The organism is Brevundimonas sp. FV1ps31S (assembly GCF_058681265.1).
This window is the reverse complement of sequence record NZ_CM178735.1, coordinates 2,223,956-2,243,043: the sequence shown is the minus strand read 5'-3', so window position 1 is coordinate 2,243,043 and position 19,088 is coordinate 2,223,956. Positions and strand designations below refer to the sequence as shown.

At 66.0% G+C, this 19,088-nt stretch carries 15 protein-coding genes; 10 read left to right on the top strand and 5 right to left on the bottom strand.

All coding sequences use genetic code 11. The features are described 5' to 3' along the window. The first annotated feature begins 140 nt into the window (after positions 1-140). Both fusA and tuf read left to right on the top strand, forming a co-directional pair. Complete coding sequence (fusA, locus tag ACVPT3_RS10545) at positions 141-2,219, top strand: elongation factor G (RefSeq protein WP_271163910.1); 2,079 nt, start codon at positions 141-143, stop codon at positions 2,217-2,219. Between the two features lie 106 nt (positions 2,220-2,325). Next, complete coding sequence (tuf, locus tag ACVPT3_RS10540) at positions 2,326-3,516, top strand: elongation factor Tu (protein ID WP_008260274.1); 1,191 nt, start codon at positions 2,326-2,328, stop codon at positions 3,514-3,516. A gap of 139 nt (positions 3,517-3,655) precedes the next feature. Here tuf and ACVPT3_RS10535 read toward each other — a convergent pair whose 3' ends face one another. The 3 genes from ACVPT3_RS10535 to ACVPT3_RS10525 are packed head-to-tail and all read right to left on the bottom strand — an operon-like array spanning position 3,656 to position 8,687. Continuing rightward, on the bottom strand, positions 3,656-4,444 hold the full coding sequence (locus ACVPT3_RS10535; protein ID WP_492040853.1) for a DsbA family protein: 789 nt from the start codon (positions 4,442-4,444) through the stop codon (positions 3,656-3,658). A 29-nt stretch (positions 4,445-4,473) separates the two neighbouring features. Beyond that, positions 4,474-5,874, bottom strand: a complete 1,401-nt coding sequence (locus tag ACVPT3_RS10530) for a M48 family metalloprotease (RefSeq protein ID WP_492040852.1) — start codon at positions 5,872-5,874, stop codon at positions 4,474-4,476. A gap of 59 nt (positions 5,875-5,933) precedes the next feature. Continuing rightward, complete coding sequence (locus ACVPT3_RS10525) at positions 5,934-8,687, bottom strand: Rne/Rng family ribonuclease (protein WP_492040851.1); 2,754 nt, start codon at positions 8,685-8,687, stop codon at positions 5,934-5,936. A gap of 509 nt (positions 8,688-9,196) precedes the next feature. Here ACVPT3_RS10525 and ACVPT3_RS10520 point away from each other — a divergent pair. Next, a complete protein-coding gene (locus ACVPT3_RS10520) occupies positions 9,197-10,366 on the top strand; it encodes an N-acetylmuramoyl-L-alanine amidase family protein (RefSeq protein WP_492040850.1) in 1,170 nt (389 codons plus the stop codon). Positions 10,367-10,402: 36 nt separating this feature from the next. Beyond that, positions 10,403-11,086, top strand: a complete 684-nt coding sequence (locus ACVPT3_RS10515; RefSeq protein ID WP_492040849.1) for an SDR family oxidoreductase — start codon at positions 10,403-10,405, stop codon at positions 11,084-11,086. A gap of 20 nt (positions 11,087-11,106) precedes the next feature. On the opposite strand, the gene ACVPT3_RS10510 is transcribed toward ACVPT3_RS10515, so the two are convergent. Then, on the bottom strand, positions 11,107-11,778 hold the full coding sequence (locus tag ACVPT3_RS10510; protein WP_492040848.1) for a J domain-containing protein: 672 nt from the start codon (positions 11,776-11,778) through the stop codon (positions 11,107-11,109). A gap of 45 nt (positions 11,779-11,823) precedes the next feature. On the opposite strand from ACVPT3_RS10510, the gene ACVPT3_RS10505 reads away from it, so the two are divergent. The 4 genes from ACVPT3_RS10505 to ACVPT3_RS10490 all read left to right on the top strand — a co-directional run bounded on the left by ACVPT3_RS10505 (position 11,824) and on the right by ACVPT3_RS10490 (position 16,395). Beyond that, positions 11,824-12,126 carry a BolA family protein gene (locus ACVPT3_RS10505; protein ID WP_492040847.1) on the top strand — a complete coding sequence of 101 codons (303 nt, stop codon included), beginning with the start codon at positions 11,824-11,826 and terminating at the stop codon, positions 12,124-12,126. Positions 12,127-12,212: 86 nt separating this feature from the next. Continuing rightward, the gene (locus tag ACVPT3_RS10500; protein ID WP_492040846.1) at positions 12,213-14,033 is read left to right on the top strand and encodes an ATP-binding protein; all 1,821 of its coding nucleotides are present in this window, start codon (positions 12,213-12,215) and stop codon (positions 14,031-14,033) included. Between the two features lie 122 nt (positions 14,034-14,155). Then, complete coding sequence (locus ACVPT3_RS10495) at positions 14,156-14,611, top strand: RcnB family protein (RefSeq protein WP_492040845.1); 456 nt, start codon at positions 14,156-14,158, stop codon at positions 14,609-14,611. A gap of 95 nt (positions 14,612-14,706) precedes the next feature. Then, on the top strand, positions 14,707-16,395 hold the full coding sequence (locus ACVPT3_RS10490; protein WP_492040844.1) for a cisplatin damage response ATP-dependent DNA ligase: 1,689 nt from the start codon (positions 14,707-14,709) through the stop codon (positions 16,393-16,395). 7 nt (positions 16,396-16,402) lie between these two features. Here ACVPT3_RS10490 and ACVPT3_RS10485 read toward each other — a convergent pair whose 3' ends face one another. Continuing rightward, positions 16,403-17,827, bottom strand: coding sequence for a serine hydrolase (locus ACVPT3_RS10485; protein ID WP_492040843.1), 1,425 nt, complete (start codon positions 17,825-17,827; stop codon positions 16,403-16,405). A 276-nt stretch (positions 17,828-18,103) separates the two neighbouring features. Here ACVPT3_RS10485 and ACVPT3_RS10480 point away from each other — a divergent pair, with 276 nt between their 5' ends. Together ACVPT3_RS10480 and clpS are read left to right on the top strand one after the other, a co-directional pair. Further along, positions 18,104-18,595 (top strand): phasin family protein, encoded by a 492-nt coding sequence (locus ACVPT3_RS10480; protein WP_492040842.1) that lies wholly within the window; start codon positions 18,104-18,106, stop codon positions 18,593-18,595. Positions 18,596-18,756: 161 nt separating this feature from the next. Beyond that, on the top strand, positions 18,757-19,086 hold the full coding sequence (gene clpS, locus ACVPT3_RS10475; RefSeq protein ID WP_267516200.1) for an ATP-dependent Clp protease adapter ClpS: 330 nt from the start codon (positions 18,757-18,759) through the stop codon (positions 19,084-19,086). Positions 19,087-19,088: the final 2 nt, after the last annotated feature.

The window sequence follows — 19,088 nt, the reverse complement described above, 5'->3', positions numbered from 1 at the left end:
AAGCTAAGGGACGGTTCCTATCTAAGACTATCCGGCGCGGGCGGTTTAAGCTAAATCGCCCGCGCTCGCTTATCCGCCGCATCGACGATCATTCCCGGGGGCGCCGTCGCGTCCTTGACCTACTTCTAAGGCACGTTTTCATGGCTCGTACGCACAAGCTCGAGGACTACCGCAACTTCGGCATCATGGCCCACATCGACGCGGGCAAGACGACGACGACCGAGCGGATTCTCTATTACACCGGCAAGAACCACAAGATCGGCGAAGTCCACGACGGCGCCGCGACCATGGACTGGATGGACCAGGAGCAGGAGCGCGGCATCACCATCACGTCCGCCGCGACGACCGCCTTCTGGCAGGGCAAGCGCCTGAACATCATCGACACCCCCGGCCACGTGGACTTCACCATCGAAGTCGAACGCTCGCTGCGCGTCCTCGACGGCGCCGTGACCGTGCTGGACGGCAACGCCGGCGTTGAGCCCCAGACCGAAACCGTCTGGCGCCAGGCCGACAAATATTCGGTGCCGCGCATCGTCTTCGTCAACAAGATGGACAAGATCGGCGCCGACTTCGACGCCTCGGTCCAATCGATCCGCGACCGCCTGGGCGCCAAGGCCGTGCCGATCCAGTTCCCGATCGGCGCCGAGTCCTCGCTGACCGGCCTGGTCGACATCGTCGAAATGCGTTCGGTCGTCTGGGACAACGACGCCCTGGGCGCCAACTTCACCGTCGGCGAGATCCCGGCTGACCTGCTCGATAAGGCCAACGAAGCCCGCCAGTACCTGATCGACAACGCCGTCGAACTGGACGACGAGGCGATGGAAGCCTACCTCGAAGGCACCGAGCCTTCGGTCGAAGTGCTGAAGAAGTGCATCCGTAAGGCCGTGCTGACCGGCGCCTTCTACCCGATCCTGTGCGGCTCGGCCTTCAAGAACAAGGGCGTGCAGACGCTGCTGGACGCCGTGGTCGACTATCTGCCGTCGCCGCTGGACATCCCGCCGACCCCGGGCATCGATTTCAAGACGGAAGAGCCGATCACCCGCAAGGCCTCGGACGACGAGCCCCTGTCGGTCCTGGCCTTCAAGATCATGGACGACCCCTTCGTCGGTTCGCTGACCTTCTGCCGCCTGTATTCCGGCAAGATGGAAACGGGCATGAGCCTGCTGAACTCCAGCCGTGACAAGCGCGAGCGCGTCGGCCGGATGCTGCAGATGCACTCGAACAACCGCGAAGACGTTAAGGAAGCCTTCGCCGGGGACATCGTCGCCCTGGCCGGCCTGAAGGAAACCCGCACCGGGGACACCCTGTGCGATCCGCTGAAGTCGCCCGTCATCCTCGAGAAGATGGAATTCCCGGCCCCGGTCATCGAGATCTCGGTCGAGCCCAAGACCAAGGCCGACCAGGAGAAGCTGGGCGTCGCCCTGGCCAAGCTGGCTTCGGAAGACCCGTCCTTCACCGTCTCGACCGACCACGAGTCGGGCCAGACCATCCTGAAGGGCATGGGCGAGCTTCACCTGGACATCAAGATCGACATCCTGAAGCGCACCTACAAGGTCGAGGCCACCATCGGCGCGCCGCAGGTCGCCTATCGTGAATCCCTGGGCCGCAAGGTCGATATCGATTACACCCACAAGAAGCAGACCGGCGGTACGGGCCAGTTCGCCCGCGTCATGATCACCTTCGAACCGGGCGAGCCCGGCTCGGGCTTCGTGTTCGAAAGCGCGATCGTCGGCGGCGCGGTGCCGAAGGAATACATCCCCGGCGTCGAAAAGGGCCTGAACTCCATCAAGGACTCGGGTCTGCTGGCCGGCTTCCCGCTGATCGACTTCAAGGCGACCCTGACGGACGGCAAGTACCACGACGTCGACTCCAGCGTGCTGGCGTTCGAAATCGCGGCCCGCGCCGCCTTCCGCGAACTGAAGGAAAAGGGCGCGCCGAAGCTGCTCGAGCCGATCATGGCGGTCGAGGTCGTGACCCCCGAGGAATACCTCGGCTCGGTCATCGGCGACCTGAACGGCCGTCGCGGCATGATCCAAGGTCAGGACATGCGCGGCAACGCCACCGTCGTGAACGCCTTCGTGCCGCTGGCCAACATGTTCGGCTATGTGAACACGCTGCGCGGCATGTCGCAGGGTCGCGCCCAGTTCACCATGCAGTACGACCACTACGAGCCGGTGCCGCAACACGTCGCCGACGAAGTGATCAAGAAGTACGCCTAAGCTTTTCCTTTCGGAAAAGCGGACCTAAAAGCGCCCGGCCCGAAAGCCGGGCGCCCTTAACCCCCAGACTGCAGGAACCCCGGTTCGGGGACCTAGGAGCTAGAAAATGGCCAAGGAAAAGTTCGAACGCACGAAGCCGCACTGCAACATCGGCACGATTGGTCACGTTGACCACGGCAAGACGACGCTGACGGCGGCGATCACGATGACGCTGGCCAAGGCCGGCGGCGCCAAGGCGATGGCCTATGCGGACATCGACGCTGCGCCGGAAGAAAAGGCGCGCGGCATCACGATCAACACCGCGCACGTGGAATATGAGACGGCCAACCGTCACTACGCCCACGTCGACTGCCCCGGCCACGCCGACTATGTGAAGAACATGATCACCGGCGCCGCTCAGATGGACGGCGCGATCCTGGTGGTGTCGGCCGCCGACGGCCCCATGCCGCAGACCCGCGAGCACATCCTGCTGGCCCGTCAGGTCGGCGTGCCGGCCCTGGTGGTCTTCATGAACAAGGTCGACCTGGTCGACGACGAAGAACTGCTCGAGCTGGTCGAGATGGAAGTGCGCGAGCTGCTCTCGTCGTACCAGTTCCCGGGCGACGATATTCCGATCACCAAGGGTTCGGCCAAGGCCGCGACCGACGGCGTGAACCCGGAAATCGGCGAACAACGCGTTCTGGCCCTGATGGAAACCGTCGACGCCTATATCCCGCAGCCGGAACGTCCGGTCGACCTGCCCTTCCTGATGCCGGTCGAAGACGTCTTCTCGATCTCGGGCCGCGGCACCGTGGTCACGGGTCGCGTCGAAAAGGGTATCGTCAAGGTCGGTGAAGAAGTCGAAATCGTCGGCATCCGTCCGGTCCAGAAGACGACCTGCACCGGCGTCGAAATGTTCCGCAAGCTGCTGGACCAAGGTCAAGCGGGCGACAACGTCGGCGTTCTTCTGCGCGGCACCAAGCGCGAAGACGTCGAGCGCGGTCAGGTTCTGTGCAAGCCGGGTTCGATCACCCCGCACACCAAGTTCCTGGCTGAAGCCTACATCCTGACCAAGGAAGAAGGCGGCCGTCACACCCCGTTCTTCACCAACTATCGCCCGCAGTTCTACTTCCGCACGACCGACGTGACCGGCATCGTGCAGCTGAAGGAAGGCGTCGAGATGATCATGCCCGGCGACAACGCCGAGCTGAACGTCGAACTGATCACCCCGATCGCCATGGACCAGGGCCTGCGCTTCGCCATCCGTGAAGGCGGCCGCACCGTCGGCGCCGGCGTCGTCGCCAAGATCATCGAGTAATCGAGGATCGAAATCGGCCTCAAGTCGCGAGCCTCATCGGGGCGAGCATAGGCCGAGAGACAGAGTAGCGTAACAGAACGGCCCCCGGAGACATCCGGGGGCCGTTTTGCTGTCTGGGGGGGTGGATCGGGCGGTCAGATCACCGCTTGGCCGCCTCGATCATGCTGTTGATCTCGGCGGGGTCGATGCTGGCGGCGGCCTTGCCGTTGACGAAGAAGGTTGGGGTGCCCTGAAGCTTCAGCGCCGCTGCGGTCGTGTGGATGTCGGCGATGTGCCGCGTGGTCTCGGGGGCGGCCAGGGCCGCCTTGGCGCGGGCCAGGTCCACGCCGTGTTCGGCCAGGATGCGGTCGACGGCCTGGGGCGTCAGGGCCCGTTCGCGCATCAGGGCGTCATAGACCTCGAGATACTTGCCCTGCTGGTGCGCGGCCAGGGCGGCGCGGGCGGCGTACTGGGACGCGATGTCCTCGCCCCGGTCCAGGATGGGCCAGTCCTTGAAGACGAAACGGACGTCCGGGTGGGCCTCCATCAGGCCGCGGAACTGGGGCGCCACGGCCTTGCAGCCGGGGCAGCGGAAGTCGAAGAACTCGATCACCGTCACCTTGGCGTCGGCGGGGCCGAAGGCGGGGTCGCGGCTGTCGGGCGCCAGCAGGGCGGCGTTGGCCGTGGCGGCCGCGTTGGTCTCATCGACGCGGGCCTGACCTTCCTTGGCCTGAAGCGCCAGGCTGGCCTCCTGCAGCACCTCGGGGTGTTCCAGCAGATAGGCGCGGACGTCGCCGCCCGAGCCGCCCCCGAAATAGGGGGCGGCGGCCAGGCCCAGGGCCACGACCGAGACGCCCAGGGCGACATAGCCGGCGACCCCGCCGGTGAGGCGGCTACTCTTGGCGGGCGGCGCAGTCTGGGTCTCAGGCGCGGAGGCGTCGTCGGTCATGAAGGCTCGCAGTCAGAAAGGGCAGGGCGTCAGTTCAGCGTGGTCGGCTTGCGCGCGGCGTCGCGGCGGTCGAGGTCCAGCAGGTCGTCAGGCGTGGCCCCGGAGGCCAGGACGATGTCCACGGCCCGGCGCCATTCCATCGAATTGGGATCCAGCATGCTGCGGGCCCGCAGGGCGAACTGGGTGGCCTCGCGCTCCTGACCGGCGGCGAAATAATACTCGGCCGTGGCCAGGCGAGCCTCGCCCTCCTTGCCCTGGGCGGCGTAGGCCTGGCCCAGCAGACGCCAGGCCATGGTGTTCTCGCGCTCGGCGACCGTGGCGTGTTTCAACTGGTCTATGGCCTCGTCCAGGTTCTTGGGATCGTCGGTGCCGATCAGTGCGTGGGCCAGGTTGATGCGCAGCAGGGGGGCGTCAGGCTTGAGCAGCACAGCCTCGCGGTGGGCGGCGACGGCCTCGACCGGGCGGCCTTCCTCGAAGAAGATCTGGCCCTTCAGTTCGGCGAAATAAGGGTTCTGAGGGTCTTCGGCGATCAGGGCGTCGACCGCGGCCAGGGCCTTGTCCGTCTGGCCGTCGCGGTACCAGGCGATCGCGCGGGCGTAGCGGCCGGGCAGGCTGACGTCGGTGGACGGATAGGCGCGCAGGGTGGTGGTCGGCGAGTCCATGAAGGCGTGGATCTTGGCCAGGATCAGCGCGTGCTGGGCCATTCGTTCGGGACTGTCGCGATGACCATAGTGGGGCTGGTCCTGGACGTAGCGGCGCATCGATTCGATCCGCTGCGACGACAGCGGGTGGCTGCGGAAATAGGGATAGCGGCGGGCGTCCGAGAAGACTTCCTGGGCGCGGAAATTCTCGAAGAAGGACACCAGGCCGGCGCCGGATTCGCCGGCGCCTTCCAGCGCGCGGGCGCCGGTCAGGTCGGCCTCGCCTTCCTGGCTCTGCATATACTGAAGCGCGCCGATCGTGCCGAAATACTGGCTGGAGCCCAGCAGGGCGACGCCGGCGTCGGGCGCGCCGGCGGCGATGGCCAGGGCGCCCAGCGCCATGGTCATGAACATCGGCTGTTTGGCGGCGTTCTGGGCCCCGTCGCGCAGGGTGTGGCGGTTCTTGATATGGCCCGCCTCGTGCGCCATCACGCCCAACAGCTCGTTGGCGTTCTTGGTCCGCAGGATCAGGCCGGTGTTGACGCCCATGATCCGCCCGCGCGTGGCGAAGGCGTTCAGTTCGTTGTCATTGACCAGCAGGACTTCGACGTCACCGGGGTTCAGCCCCATGGAGACGAAGACCGGGTCGGCCCACTCGCGGATGATCCCCTCGATCTCGGTGTCGCGGATCAGGCTCTGGGCCGAGGCCTGGCCGGCGGCGACGAGGGCTGCAAAGCCCACCGCCGCCGCCGTCAGAACACGGGATGCGGATCGGGGAAGCCACGTCATGGCGTACTCCAAAAACGACCGGCCCCCCGCCAGCATCCTGACAGTCTAATCGTGACCGATCAGCGGCGCCACCACCCGCGCTTGGGCTTTGCGGGCGGTGCGACGATCTGGTTGGGATCTTCGTCAATGATCGCCTGGACATCGACTTCGGGCGTCGGGGCGACGATGGGCTCGGCAAGAACGGCGGGCTCGGCCAGAACGGCGGGCTGAGGTTCTGGCGCGACCGGCGGCTTGGGCTTTTCGACCGGGGCGAGCTCGACCGGCTCGGCGGCCAGGGCTTCCTCGGGCGTGACGTCCAGTTCGACCGGGCCGCCCTCGACGGAGGCCTCGTTCGGCTCGATCGCCGTGTCCGGGTGCGGCTCGACGTGGGCCTCGACCTCGACGGTCGGCGCGGCTTGAGCCACGGCGTCTGCCGACTTGCGGCGGACGCGACGACGTTGGGGCTCCGGCGCAACAGCGGGGGCGTCAGCCTCGACCGTGTCGGCGGCGGGTTCATCGATCACCGCCATCGGCGTGTGGGGCGAGCCGTCGGGCGGCATACCTTCGTTGGTGGCGCGGTTCTCGACCTTGATCTCGTGGCCGACAGCCTCGCCGCCCCGACCCCGGCCGCGACGACGACGGCGACGCGAACGGCCGCCTTCCTCGCCGGAGCCTTCGCCTGCGACAGCGTCCAGACCCTCGATCTCGGCTTGAGCCTCTGCAGGACGTTCAGCGCGGTCGGGACGTTCGTTGCGCGGCTCGGGACGGCCCGGGTTCAGCGGGTCGAACCAGACGTAGGGATCGTCCAGAGACGGGGTGCGGCCGCGCACCCAGGTGTAGACGTCGCGCTCGCCGTCCTCACGGACGCGGCGACCGCCACGGCGGCCACGACGGCGACGGCGGCCGTTCTCGTCTTCCTCATCGTCCGAGGCGTCGTCGAGGTTCAGCGTATCAGCGGCGTCCGAAGTGTCGGCGACCTCGACGGTTTCCTCGTCGCGACGACCGCCACGGCGGCGACGGTTGCGGCCACGACCCCGATCACGACCGCCCGACTCGCTGCGTTCAGCCCGTTCGCGCGGCTCGTCGTCGTCGCTGTCTTCGCGATCCAGCGCCTCGTCATCATCGTCGTCGCTGACGATCTCCTCGTCGTCGTCCTCATCTTCGTCTTCGTACAGCGAGGCGTCGAAGTCGTCGTCGAGGTTGGGCATCTCGATCTCGGGCGCGACGAAGTCCTCGTTGGTCTCGGTCCGCTCGATATTGTGTTCGCCCTGGCCCAGGCTGTCATCGATCTGAACGATGACGTTCAGGCCGCGACGTTCCAGCAGCGACTGCAGATAGGCGCGCTTGTGGTTCAGGATGTACAGGCCGACGGCGGTGCAGACCTTCAGCACCACCACGCCCGCGCCGTTCTTGCCGGCCTCGATGTCGACCGCACGCAGGGTCATCAGGGCGGCGGATTCGGCGGAGCGGATGCGGCCGGTGCCTTGGCAGTGCGGGCAGGCCTCGGTCGCGCCCTCGATCACGCCCAGGCGACGGCGCTGACGGCTGATCTCCATCAGGCCGAAGGGCGAGATACGGCCCATCTGGATGCGGGCGCGGTCGGCCGACAGGGCCTCTTTCAGCACGCGTTCGACCGCGCGGTTGTTCTTGCCCTCATCCATGTCGATGAAGTCGATGACGACCAGGCCGGCGAGGTCGCGCAGGCGCAGCTGGCGGGCGGCTTCCTCGGCCGCTTCCATGTTCGTCTTGAACGCCGTCTGTTCGACGTTGCGTTCCTTGGTGGCGCGGCCCGAGTTGACGTCGATGGCCACCAGGGCCTCGGTCTGGTTGATGACCAGATAGCCGCCGGACTTCAGCGGCACGACCGGCTGATGGATCTGGGTCAGCAGTTCTTCGATGCCGTTGGCCGCGAACAGGGGCCGCGAGCCGCGATACAGGTGAACCTTCTTGGCCTGGGCGGGCATCAGCACGCGCATGAAGTCGCGCGCCTCCTTGAAGCCCTCGACGCCCTCGACCTGGATGCCGTCGAAATCCTTGTCGAACATGTCGCGAACGGCGCGGCGGACCAGGTTCTCTTCCTCGTAGATGACCGAGGGGGCGTGAGAGGCGAGGGTGGTCTCGCGGATCGTCTCCCACAGGCGCAGCAGATATTGATAGTCGCGCTTGATCTCGGCCTTGGTGCGCTTGGCGCCGGCCGTGCGGATGATCAGGCCCATGCCCTTGGGCACTTCCAGCGCCGCGACGGCGCTCTTCAGGCGGCGACGGTCGGAAGTGTTGGTGATCTTGCGGCTGATGCCGCCGCCCTTGCCCGTATTGGGCATCAGGACACAGTAGCGGCCGGCCAGCGACAGCCAGGTGGTCAGGGCCGCGCCCTTGGCGCCGCGCTCGTCCTTGACGACCTGGACCAGCAGGATCTGGCGACGCTTGATGACGTCCTGGATCTTGTAGCGGCGCATCAGGCGGCGCTTCAGGCGCTCCTCGTCGGCCAGGGCGGCTTCGGGATCGGCGTCGTCGTCGGATTCGCGACCCAGATCGTCGTCATCGTCGTCGTCGTGCGCCTCGGCCATGATGGCTTCGCGGTCGGCGACCGGGATCTGGTAGTAGTCCGGATGGATTTCGTTGAAGGCCAGGAAGCCGTGGCGATTGCCGCCGTACTCGATAAAGGCGGCCTGCAGGCTGGGCTCTACGCGGGTGACCTTGGCGAGGTAGATGTTGCCGCGAAGCTGGCGCTTCGCACGGGACTCGAAATCGAATTCCTCGATCTGGCGTCCGTCAACGATCGCGACCCGGGTTTCTTCCGGGTGGGCCGCGTCGATCAGCATGGTCTTTGACATGAAAAGTCTCTCTCTGGCGCGCGCAGGCCGACCGCCCCGGAACACCGGGTAGGGTCATGGCGGCTCGCCGAACGGGGGGAAGGGCCGGCGCACGCGACATCCCTTCGCCGGGGAGGGCGAAGCAGGCTTGATCAAGCCGTTGGGGAGCGCAGGCGGAAAGGCCCATGGAGGTCGTCGGTCCTGAACCGGGCGCGCCAATCCCTGGGGAAGGCCGCGACCCTGGTCCGCTCTTCGAACCACCGGCGGCGCCGGAACGGTTCTAGGATTGGTGAAAGTCAACGCCGCGAGGAGGGCGCGCCGGGATTCGCAAAGGCGAAATGGCGCGATCGGTTCGCGGACGGTTCACAGCATAGTCACGCTGTACGCGAATTAAAAGGTGTTCGGCCTTAACCCCCTGAATACGAGCCTCTGGCATGATGCAGCTGAAGTTCGAGTAGGATGGGTTCGACGGCGTTATGGGCGGTCGCTTTTTGACAGATGTGGTGCGCTGGGGCGCGAGGGAATGGGCGATGACCGCCCTGTCCTTCCTCGTCATATGCGTGGTCGCCCTGTTTGCGACGCGTGGTTTCGCCTGGGGCGCCCAGGGCGATGTCCTGGGGATTCGCTTCGGCGCCGACGGCGACCGGACCCGCGTGGTCATCGATCTGGACAAGTCGACGCAGGGTCGGGTGATCGACGCCGGCGCGGACGGCCGCGTCACCCTGGCCCTGAACGGCGTCGCGCCGGGCCGGGGTCTGAACGGCGGCGGATCGGGTCTGGTCCGGTCTTATCAGGTCAGCGCGGCGGGAGCAGCCTCTCGCGTTCAGCTGGAGCTGGCGCGTGGAAGCGAGATCGAACGCCGCTTCCTGCTGCCGCCCGGCGACGGGGTGGCCCACTATCGCTATGTTGTGGATCTGAAGGCCGTGGGCGGCGCTGTGCCCGCGCCTCGAGCCGCGCCGCGTTCGACGCCGGCGCCGCGTCGCGCCGAACGGCCGCTGATCGTCATCGACGCCGGCCATGGCGGACGCGATCCCGGCGCCAGCGGGGCCAAGGTCAGCGAAAGTCAGGTCACTCTGGCCGCCGCCCTGGCTTTGAAGGCCGAGCTGGAGCGGACCGGCCGTTATCGCGTGCGTCTGACGCGCGAAACCAACACCTATGTCGATCTGTATCGCCGCGTCGCCATAGCGCGTCAGGCCGACGCCGACCTGTTTATCTCTCTGCACGCCGACGCCGGCGCCGATCCGGCCCTGCGCGGGGCCAGCGTCTACACCTTGTCCGAACAGGGCGCCGGCCGGGCGGTGCGTGAGTTCACGCGGAGCGACAACTGGCACCGCGAACTTCATTTGCCCGGCCGCGATCCATCGGTGGACCGGATTCTGCTCGACATGACCCAGCGCGCCACCCAGAACCGCTCGGCCCAGTTCGCGCGAGTCCTGCTGACCCATCTGGAAGGCTCGGACCATCCGCTGCTGCGTCGTAGCCACCGCGACGCGGGCCTGGCCGTGCTGCTGGCGCCCGACGTGCCGGCGGTGCTGCTGGAAATGGGCTTCATCACCAATCCCGAGGACGAGCGGCTGCTGACCGACGAGCGCGCGCGTCGGCGTCTGATGAAGTCGGTCGCCGACGGCATCGACCGCTATTTCCGCGAGCCGGCCGCACCGCTGATGACGGCGTCCAACGACGGTGCGGGACAGCCCTAGGTCGGTCTGCAACCAAGATCATGCGAGGCTGTTCTGATGGCCATGAAAAGAGCGATCATCACGGGCGGCGCGGGGCTGATTGGCGCTGGGCTTTGCAAGGCGTTGACGGAAGAGGGATGGGAAGTGGCGTCGTTCGACGTCAAGATCGCCATCTCTGACGTTCGGCAGGTTCTGTGCGATGTCAGCGACGAGGCCTCGGTCAAGGCCGCTTTCGACGATTTGGGATGGTCCGAACTGGATCTTCTGGTGAACAACGCGGGGGTCGCGGATCCGCACAACGGGCCGCTCGCCGAACTGTCGCTCGATGCGTGGCGACGAACCCTCGACAGTCATCTGACCGGCGCCTTCCTGATGAGCCGCGCGGCGATTCCTCTGATGCGAGAAGGGGGTTGCGTCATCAACATGGCGTCGACGCGCGCCTTCATGTCCGAACCGAACACCGAGGCCTACGCCGCATCAAAGGGCGCCTTGGCGGCGCTGACCCATGCCATGGCCATCAGCCTGGGGCCGAAGCTGAGGGTCAACGCCATTGCGCCCGGCTGGATCTCCGACGGCGAGGACCTGAGACCTGTGGATCATGAACAGCATCCGGCCGGTCGGGTCGGCGAGGTGGAAGATGTGGCCCGGGCCGTGATCTATCTCACCGACGCCAGATTCGTCACAGGGCAGGTGCTGACCTTGGACGGGGGAATGACCCGCAAGATGATCTACGCCGACTGAACCTTTGCCCGGCCGGGCCCTTACGCCAGGCCGGCCTTCTTCAGCGTCTTCCAGGCCTTGATCACGCGTTGCAGCTTGGCCTCGGCGCCCCGGTCGCCGCCGTTGGTGTCCGGGTGGAAACGTTTCAGCAGGCCATGGTATTGGGCCTTGATCCGGGCCTTGTCGGCGCCGGGCTCCAGATCCAGGTCGGCCAGGGCGGCGCGTTCCAGCTTGCCGATACGGCGATCCTCGGTCGGCGATTGCGGCGCCTGATCGCCCTTGCGCCCGAACAGGCCGAAGCTGTCGCGCCAGGACCCCGCGCCGGTGTTGTTCGCCGTGCCCATCTTGGCGGAGAAGGCGGCGGCCTCGCGCGTGAACTTGCCGGCCTTCATTTCCCAGGTCGGGCGGCCGCCGGTCATGGCTTCGTTCTCCTGAAGGGTGCGGACCTCGCCCTCGCTCATGCCCGCGTAGAAGTTCCAGCCCTTGTTGTACTCGCCCGCGTGGGCCTGGCAGAATTCGTAAAAGTCATTCAGCCGCTCGCGTGACTTGGGGGCCTTGGCCGTTGCGGCCTTGCGGCAGTCAGGCCATTGGCAAGGCTTCTCGCCGGGCTTGAGGTGCAGGACGTCCGCCTGGGCGGCTTCCTCCTCCTGAGCCTTCGGCGGTTTCACCCGGATGTCGGTGAAGCGCGGCTTGTATTGAAAGGAGGCGGACATCACACGAAGTGTAGTGCGGATTTGGACCTCTTCAAGGAAACGATCATGTCAGACGGCCCCGTGGCGAAGATTATCCGCGAAAAACTGAGCGCCGCGCTATCGCCGCAACGACTGGAGATCGAAGACGACAGCGGTCGGCACGCCGGCCACCACCATGAGGGGGGCATGGATGCGAAGCCGGGCGGCGAAAGCCACTTCAATCTGCTGATCGTTTCCGCCGCCTTTGAAGGACAGTCGCGGGTATCGAGACAGAGGGCCGTCAACGCGGTGTTGAGAGCAGAATTGGCCGGGACGATTCACGCCCTGTCGATCAAGGCTCTCACGCCTGGCGAGGCCTTCACAGCGTGAGATTGCAGAAAAAGACCGACGTTCACTCCGTCTTAGAAACTTGGTCCTAGCGTCTCTCGAACAACTACAGGGCGGGGCGGCGACACATGGTGGAATCGGATGGGGTCGCGAAGGCTTTTCCAGGGGACCGACGCGCGGGCGATCCTGCTCAGGCCCTGACGGCGATTCTTCAGACCCAGTATCTCCGCTATCTGATTATCGCCACCTGGGCCATCGGCCTGCTGGGGACGGTGGCTTGGTGGCAGGCGATCCTGTGGTTCATCGTCACCCTGTCCGCCGGCTCCATCCGCGGCGTAGTCGAGCACCAACTGAGCCACCGGGTCAGCATGGGCTGGGGCATGGTCTTCCCCCTCGTGGCCACCGTCACGACTGCAGCCTGGGCCGCCGCGCCCCTGATCGCCTGGTTTTCAGACGCAGCCTTCGGCCGTCCTCTGGCCATCGCGCTGATCATCTGCGGCTTTGTTCTGGTATTCGCCCAACTCCGCAGTTCGCCGCGCCAGGCGGTCATTATCTCCTCGCCCTACGGCGTGGCGGCCGGGGTCATTCTGTTCAGCCTGTGGGGAACGTCCGAGTTCTGGTCGATGCTCGCTGTCGTGCCGTTCGTCGTGGCGGGCCTGCTGGTCCTCGTCATGATGACCATGCTGCGTGAACAGAGGATCGAAGCCTTCCAGGCGCACCAGGCCCATCTGATCGAGGAGCTTGAAACAGCCCGGGACAAGGCGAACGCCGCCAACGAAGCCAAGTCCAATTTCCTGGGTGTGATTTCGCACGAACTTCGCACGCCGATGAACGGCGTCCTCGGGGCGGCCCAGTTGCTGAGCGCCACCCGACTTGAGGGGGGACAGCGCGAATATCTGTCCATCATCCGCAACTCCGGCGACAACCTGCTTTCGCTGCTCAACGACATTCTCGACATGACCAAGATCGAGGCTGGAAAGATGACCTTCGAGGTCGTCGACATCGTCGTCGCCGACCTGCATCGGCGGATTTCCGGCCCCTTTGAAGCCCAGGCCGAGGCCAAGGGGCTGAGCTTCATCTCGACCTTTGAGGGCGATATCCCCGCCGTGGTGAAGGGAGACCCGTTGCGCGTCTGCCAAGTGGTGCAGAACCTCTTGTCGAACGCGGTCAAATTCACCGACAGCGGCGATATCCGCTATACCGTGCGCGGCCGACGCATCTCTGACCAACGCGTCGATTTCGAGTTCTCGGTGACCGACAGCGGATCCGGCATTTCCCCTGCGGACCTGGCGCGGCTGTTCCAGCCTTTCACCCAGGTCGACGCCTCGTCGACGCGGCGGTTCGGCGGTACGGGGCTGGGGCTGACCATTGCGCGGCGCATGGCCAATATCATGGGGGGCGACATCACCGTCACCTCAACCGTCGGCCAAGGGTCCTGTTTCACCTTGGTGGTCGAGGCCGAAGTGGTGGAATGGGCCCGTCCCATCGCCGCCGAAACCGTCGAGACCGAGGTCGAGGTCGTCGAAAGTCTCCGCGTGCTGGTGGTAGAGGATCACCCGGTCAACCGAATGATCCTGGAAGCCTGGATGAGCACGGCCTCGCATGTGGTCACGACAGCGGAAAACGGCCAGTTGTCCATCGAAGCCGCCGCTGACCAGCAGTTCGACCTCATCATCATGGACGTCAACATGCCTGTGATGGACGGTCTGACCGCGACCCGCAGGATCCGGGAGGGTCAAGGACCGAACGCCCAGACTCCGATCGTCGTCCTGTCCGCCTCGGCGCGCACCGAGGATCATCAGGCCGGTCTGGACGCCGGCGCGGACGCCTATCTGACCAAGCCCATCGACTTTGGCGCTCTGGCCGAAATGATGAGCCGAGTTCCGGGCGGTCGCGAAGCGGTATCATGGGCCGTCCCGGCCAAGACGGATCAGTCCTTCGCCGCCTGATTGAGGCTGAAAGCCGGCGGCAGTCTGAATGAGGGCGGCCGTGCCGGTTCAGACCCGCCTCAGCCGGCGATCTCCATAGTGCGGGCAAGTCTAATGGTTCGACCGCAGATGGAGACATCCCAATGAAGAAGATCCTCACCGCCACAATGGCCGCGGTTCTGGCCACCAGCACCCTGGGCGCGGCCGGGGCCGCCTCGGCGCAATCGCGCAACGACGCGCGTCACGAGCAGCGTCAGGATCGCCGGGACGACCGACGCGACTTCCGTCAGGATCAACGTCAGGACCGCCAGGAAGCCCGGCAGGATCAGCGCCAGTACAGCCGCTGGCAGCAGGCCCAGCGTCGCTACACCGCCCCCCGCTATGTCGCTCCGCGCGGCTATGCGGTGCGGACCTGGAGCTATGGGCAGCGGATGCCCGCCTATTATCGCGCCAATACCTATGTGGTGAACGACTACGGCCGCTACGGCCTGCGTGCTCCGCCGCGTGGCTACCAGTACGTGCGCAGCGGCAACGACGTGGTTCTGGCGGCGGTCGCCGGCGGTCTGATCACCGCAGTCATCGCCGGCCTGTTCAACTGATCAGAAGCGGATCGAAGACGTCCCGGAGGGAAACCTCCGGGGCGTTTTTCGTTTTGGGCTGACGGCGACGCTCGTCGGGCCCAGAATGGATGGATATGCGCGTCTTCGCCGAACTTCTGGACCGACTGTCGTTGACCGCGTCGCGCAACGCCAAGCTTGTTCTTGTCCGGGATTATCTGAGGACCACGCCCGACCCCGACCGCGGCTGGGCCCTGGCGGCCCTGACCGGCGATCTCAGTTTCGACGCGGCCAAGCCGGCCATGATCCGCAAGGCGGTCGAGGCGCGGGTGGACGGGGTGCTGTTCGGCTGGTCCTACGACTATGTCGGCGACCTGGCGGAGACGGTCGCCCTGATCTGGCCCGCCTCGCCGGACCGGCGGCCCAATCGCGAGCCCGAACTGGCCGAGGTGGTCGAGGCGCTGCGGACCGCCGGCCGAACCGAGGTGAAGGGTCTGCTTGAGGGATGGCTGGACGCGCTTGAGCCCAAGGGGCGATGGGCCTTGCTGAAACTGATGACCGGCGGGTTGCGCGTCGGCCTGTCGGCGCGTCTGGCCAAGACCGCAGCGGCGATGATGCGGCCAGCCACGCACCGATCTTCGCCGTCCACGGAGGAGGCGGAGACGGTCACGGTGCTGGATCCGATCGAGGTTTCGGCCATAGAGGAAGTCTGGCACGCGGTCGCGCCGCCCTACGGCGACCTGTTCGCCTGGTTGGAAGGCCGGGCGGAGAGACCCAGTCCCGACGCGCCGGGCCGCTTCCGGCCCGTGATGCTGGCTGTGGCTGTCGATGAGGCGGTCGATCTTCCAAAGATGGATCCGGCAGACTACGCAGCCGAATGGAAATGGGACGGAATCCGCGTCCAGGCGGTAGTCGAAGGCGACGTGCGGAAACTGTGGTCCCGCACCGGCGACGAGATTTCGGGCGCCTTTCCCGACGTGATGGAGGCGCTGGCGTTCGAGGGCGCGCTGGACGGCGAACTGGTCGTCTGGCGCGACGGCGCGATCGCGCCTTTTGGAGACCTGCAACAGAGGCTGAATCGCAAGACGGTCGACGCCAAGGCCCTGACCGCCTTTCCGGCGGCGGTGATCGCCTATGATCTGCTGGCGGACGAGAGCGGCGATCAGAGGGCGCGTCCCCTGCGCGAAAGGCGTGCAAGGCTTGAGGTCCTGGTCGGTGAACACCAGGGCGCGCGGCTGCATCTGTCGCCCTTGGTCGACTATCCGGACTGGGGCGCTCTGGCACGGTTGCGCGCCGACCCCCCGGTCGGGGCTGCGGCCGAGGGGCTGATGCTGAAACGCTGGGACAGTCCCTACCTCGCTGGGCGCCCCAAAGGCCCCTGGTTCAAGTGGAAGCGGGATCCGCACGTCATCGACGCCGTCCTGATGTACGCCCAGCGGGGACACGGCAAACGATCCAGCTTCTATTCGGATTACACCTTCGGCGTCTGGACCCCGGACGGCGCCTTGACGCCTGTCGGCAAGGCCTATTTCGGCTTTACCGACGAGGAACTGAAACAGATCGACAAGTTCGTGCGCGATCATACCGTCGAGAGGTTCGGCCCGGTCCGGTCGGTCCGCGCCGAACGCGATTTCGGCCTTGTGCTCGAGATCGCTTTCGAAGGCCTTCAGCGTTCGGCGCGGCACAAGTCGGGGGTGGCCATGCGTTTCCCTCGTGTCAGCCGCATCCGCTGGGACAAGCCGGCGCGCGAAGCCGACACCCTGGCCGGCGTCATGGACCTGCTGGCCGCCATTGAGGGCGGCGGCGGGCGGATCGCAAAGACTTAGAAGACGCTCAGTCCGGGCGAACGACCATACAGGTGACGCGACGTTCCGACAGGGCCTCGCAGGCGGCCTTGGCGGCGTCCTCGGTCAGGCCGGTGAAGCGCGAGCGATACCAGTCTCCGGCTGTTTGGACATTGCGTTCGGCGGTGGTGAACTGGGAGCGGAATCGGCGGTTGACCTCGGTCAACCAGTCCGTAGCGACCTTCTCGTCGCGGAAGGCGCCAACCTGAACGGCCCAGCGTCCCGCAGGGCGAGCGGCGCGGGCCGGCTCGCGCGCTGGCGGAGGCGTGGCGCGGCGGGCGGTGGGGGAGGACTGGGCGCCGTTCAGCGATGCGGTGAGATTGCCGGGCGCGCGGTGCGTCGGGCCCGCTGTCTCTGCAGCGGCCCGCTCCGACGGCGCCGGAGTGATCCGGGTGGGCAGGGCGGAAGGCGCAGGCGCCGCCGTATAGGCCACGGCGCTGGATTCGGCCCCGATTTCGTCCTGGTCCTCATCAGCCAGTGAAGCGTAGGCCACAGGAGCGCTGGGCGACAGGGCCTCGGCGCCGACGCCAAAGCCGCGCTGCTCGAAGAAGGTCTGGGCGATCTGGATTCTCTCGCCCTGCGCCCGGCGCCGCTCGACCTCGAAGCCGGTGTCCATCAGTTCGGCCACATGGGCGTTGCGGCTCGCGCTTGAGCGTCCGCCCAGGACGATGGTGATCAGGCGACGGCCGTCCCGCACAGCCGAGGCGGCCAGATTATAGCCCGAAGCGTTGGTGTAGCCGGTCTTCATGCCGTCATAGCCGTTCCCGGTCGGCAACAGGCCGTTGGTGTTGCGATAGCTGCGACCGTTGTAGGCCCAGTCGTGCAGGCCGAAGTAGCTGTAATACTGGGGGAAATGTCGCATGATGGCGCGTGCCAGGATCGCCTGGTCGCGGGCCGAGGTCGTCTGGCGTGCGTCGGGCAGACCGTTGGCGGTGAAATAGCGCGTCTGGGTCATGCCGAGCTGTTGCGCCTTCGCGGTCATCAGGGTGGCGAAACGCGATTCCGAGCCGCCGATGTGCTCGGCGATGGCCACGGCCATGTCGTTGGCCGAACGCACCGCAGTGGCCCGCATGGCGTCGTCCAGGGTGATGGTCTGGCCTGCGCCCAGCCCGAGTTTCGAGGGTGGCTGCGACGCCGCTTGCGGCGAGACCGTGAGGACGTCGTCGGCATGGACCTTGCCCTGAGACAGGGCCTCGAACGTCAGGTACAGCGTCATCATCTTTGTCAACGACGCCGGATATCGGCGGCTGTCGGCATGGCGCGAGAACAGCACCTCGCCCGACGCCGCGTCGATGACGATGGCGGCGTAACGGCTGTTTTCCTGCGACTGGGCTTCGATCGGCCTGACGTTCGCCCCAAGGACGAGCGAAAGCGCGAGAACGGCGAAAAGGCCACGACGGAGAAAGGCGATCATGGGCGGTTACGACCCTCGGTGAGCAGGGTGCGACAGGCCCCCCGGCCGACGCGATTGAAGGACTAACATAGGACGCCTGGGTTTCATGGTGGTTAACCGCCCGTCAACGGGAATTTGAACTGCCGATCAAGGTTATCGCTGATTACATTGTGCGCTGCACAATGGGATTGAAAAACCTTCGCACTTGCAGCATAGTGAGGGTCTGCGAGGGTCCGCCTCGCGTTGGGATCCGTCCAGCGCCCGTCCCCGCGGGCCTCATCACCGGAGATGACGATCATGGCCGACGCCGCCGAAACCGTGAAGAAGACCGCCGACCAGACCACCGCCGCCGCTGCTTCGGCCGCCGCCAAGGTTCAAGCCCAGGCCGAGACAATTCAGGCCGCCGGAACCAAGGCCTTCCGCGAAGGCGTGGACAAGTCGGTCGCCTCGCTGACCGAACTGAACGCCCACGGCAAGAAGAACCTGGACGCCCTCGTCGAGTCGGCCACCGTCGCCCAGAAGGGCGCCGAGGCCCTGTCGCAGCAGGCTCTGGGCTTCGCCAAGACCTCCTGGGAAGACGGCGTCGCCGCCTCGAAGGAGCTGTCGAGCGCCCGTTCGGTCCAGGAGTTCTTCGAGCTTCAGACCAACTGGGCCAAGAAGTCGATGGAACGCTATGTCGCCGAGCTGACCAAGACCAACGAGATCGTCACCGCCACGGTCAAGGACAGCTTCAAGCCGATCAACGAGCGGGTCACCGCCTCGGTCGAGACCTTCCAGGCCGCTCGCTGATCCCAGCGGGCGCCACCAGGCTTGAGGCCCCGGAGTTCGCTCCGGGGCCTTTTTCTTTTTGGGACCGACTGGATTCACGAAACCTGTGACTGGACGCGGCTTCAAATCAGGCCATCATTCCCTATCTGATAGCCAAGACGACTCCCCGATACGGAACACGAATGCCCATTCAAAGGCCCGGTGAAACCGGGGGCGGCGCAGGCGCCGCCACCATCACCGAAACCAAGCCGAAGCTTCAGAAGCCCTCGTTGTATCGGGTGCTGATCCTGAACGACGACTACACGCCGATGGAATTCGTCGTCTATGTGCTGGAGCGGTTCTTCCAGAAGAGCCGGGAAGAAGCCACCCGCGTCATGCTGCATGTGCATCAGCACGGCGTGGGGGTTTGCGGCGTCTTCACCTACGAGGTCGCCGAGACCAAGGTCGCGCAGGTCATCGAAACCGCGCGCCGCCACCAGCACCCGCTGCAATGCACGATGGAAAAGGACTGAGA

What these genes read in the sequence shown, in the direction of transcription:
- ACVPT3_RS10490 (WP_492040844.1), top strand. Translation starts at nt 14,707, where the DNA reads ATGCGCGTCTTCGCCGAACTTCTGGACCGACTGTCGTTGACCGCGTCG.
- ACVPT3_RS10505 (WP_492040847.1), top strand. Translation starts at nt 11,824, where the DNA reads ATGTCAGACGGCCCCGTGGCGAAGATTATCCGCGAAAAACTGAGCGCC.
- clpS (WP_267516200.1), top strand. Translation starts at nt 18,757, where the DNA reads ATGCCCATTCAAAGGCCCGGTGAAACCGGGGGCGGCGCAGGCGCCGCC.
- ACVPT3_RS10480 (WP_492040842.1), top strand. Translation starts at nt 18,104, where the DNA reads ATGGCCGACGCCGCCGAAACCGTGAAGAAGACCGCCGACCAGACCACC.
- ACVPT3_RS10525 (WP_492040851.1), bottom strand. Translation starts at nt 8,687, where the DNA reads ATGTCAAAGACCATGCTGATCGACGCGGCCCACCCGGAAGAAACCCGG.
- ACVPT3_RS10510 (WP_492040848.1), bottom strand. Translation starts at nt 11,778, where the DNA reads ATGTCCGCCTCCTTTCAATACAAGCCGCGCTTCACCGACATCCGGGTG.
- ACVPT3_RS10485 (WP_492040843.1), bottom strand. Translation starts at nt 17,827, where the DNA reads ATGATCGCCTTTCTCCGTCGTGGCCTTTTCGCCGTTCTCGCGCTTTCG.
- ACVPT3_RS10535 (WP_492040853.1), bottom strand. Translation starts at nt 4,444, where the DNA reads ATGACCGACGACGCCTCCGCGCCTGAGACCCAGACTGCGCCGCCCGCC.
- fusA (WP_271163910.1), top strand. Translation starts at nt 141, where the DNA reads ATGGCTCGTACGCACAAGCTCGAGGACTACCGCAACTTCGGCATCATG.
- tuf (WP_008260274.1), top strand. Translation starts at nt 2,326, where the DNA reads ATGGCCAAGGAAAAGTTCGAACGCACGAAGCCGCACTGCAACATCGGC.
- ACVPT3_RS10515 (WP_492040849.1), top strand. Translation starts at nt 10,403, where the DNA reads ATGGCCATGAAAAGAGCGATCATCACGGGCGGCGCGGGGCTGATTGGC.
- ACVPT3_RS10495 (WP_492040845.1), top strand. Translation starts at nt 14,156, where the DNA reads ATGAAGAAGATCCTCACCGCCACAATGGCCGCGGTTCTGGCCACCAGC.
- ACVPT3_RS10500 (WP_492040846.1), top strand. Translation starts at nt 12,213, where the DNA reads ATGGTGGAATCGGATGGGGTCGCGAAGGCTTTTCCAGGGGACCGACGC.
- ACVPT3_RS10530 (WP_492040852.1), bottom strand. Translation starts at nt 5,874, where the DNA reads ATGACGTGGCTTCCCCGATCCGCATCCCGTGTTCTGACGGCGGCGGCG.
- ACVPT3_RS10520 (WP_492040850.1), top strand. Translation starts at nt 9,197, where the DNA reads ATGACCGCCCTGTCCTTCCTCGTCATATGCGTGGTCGCCCTGTTTGCG.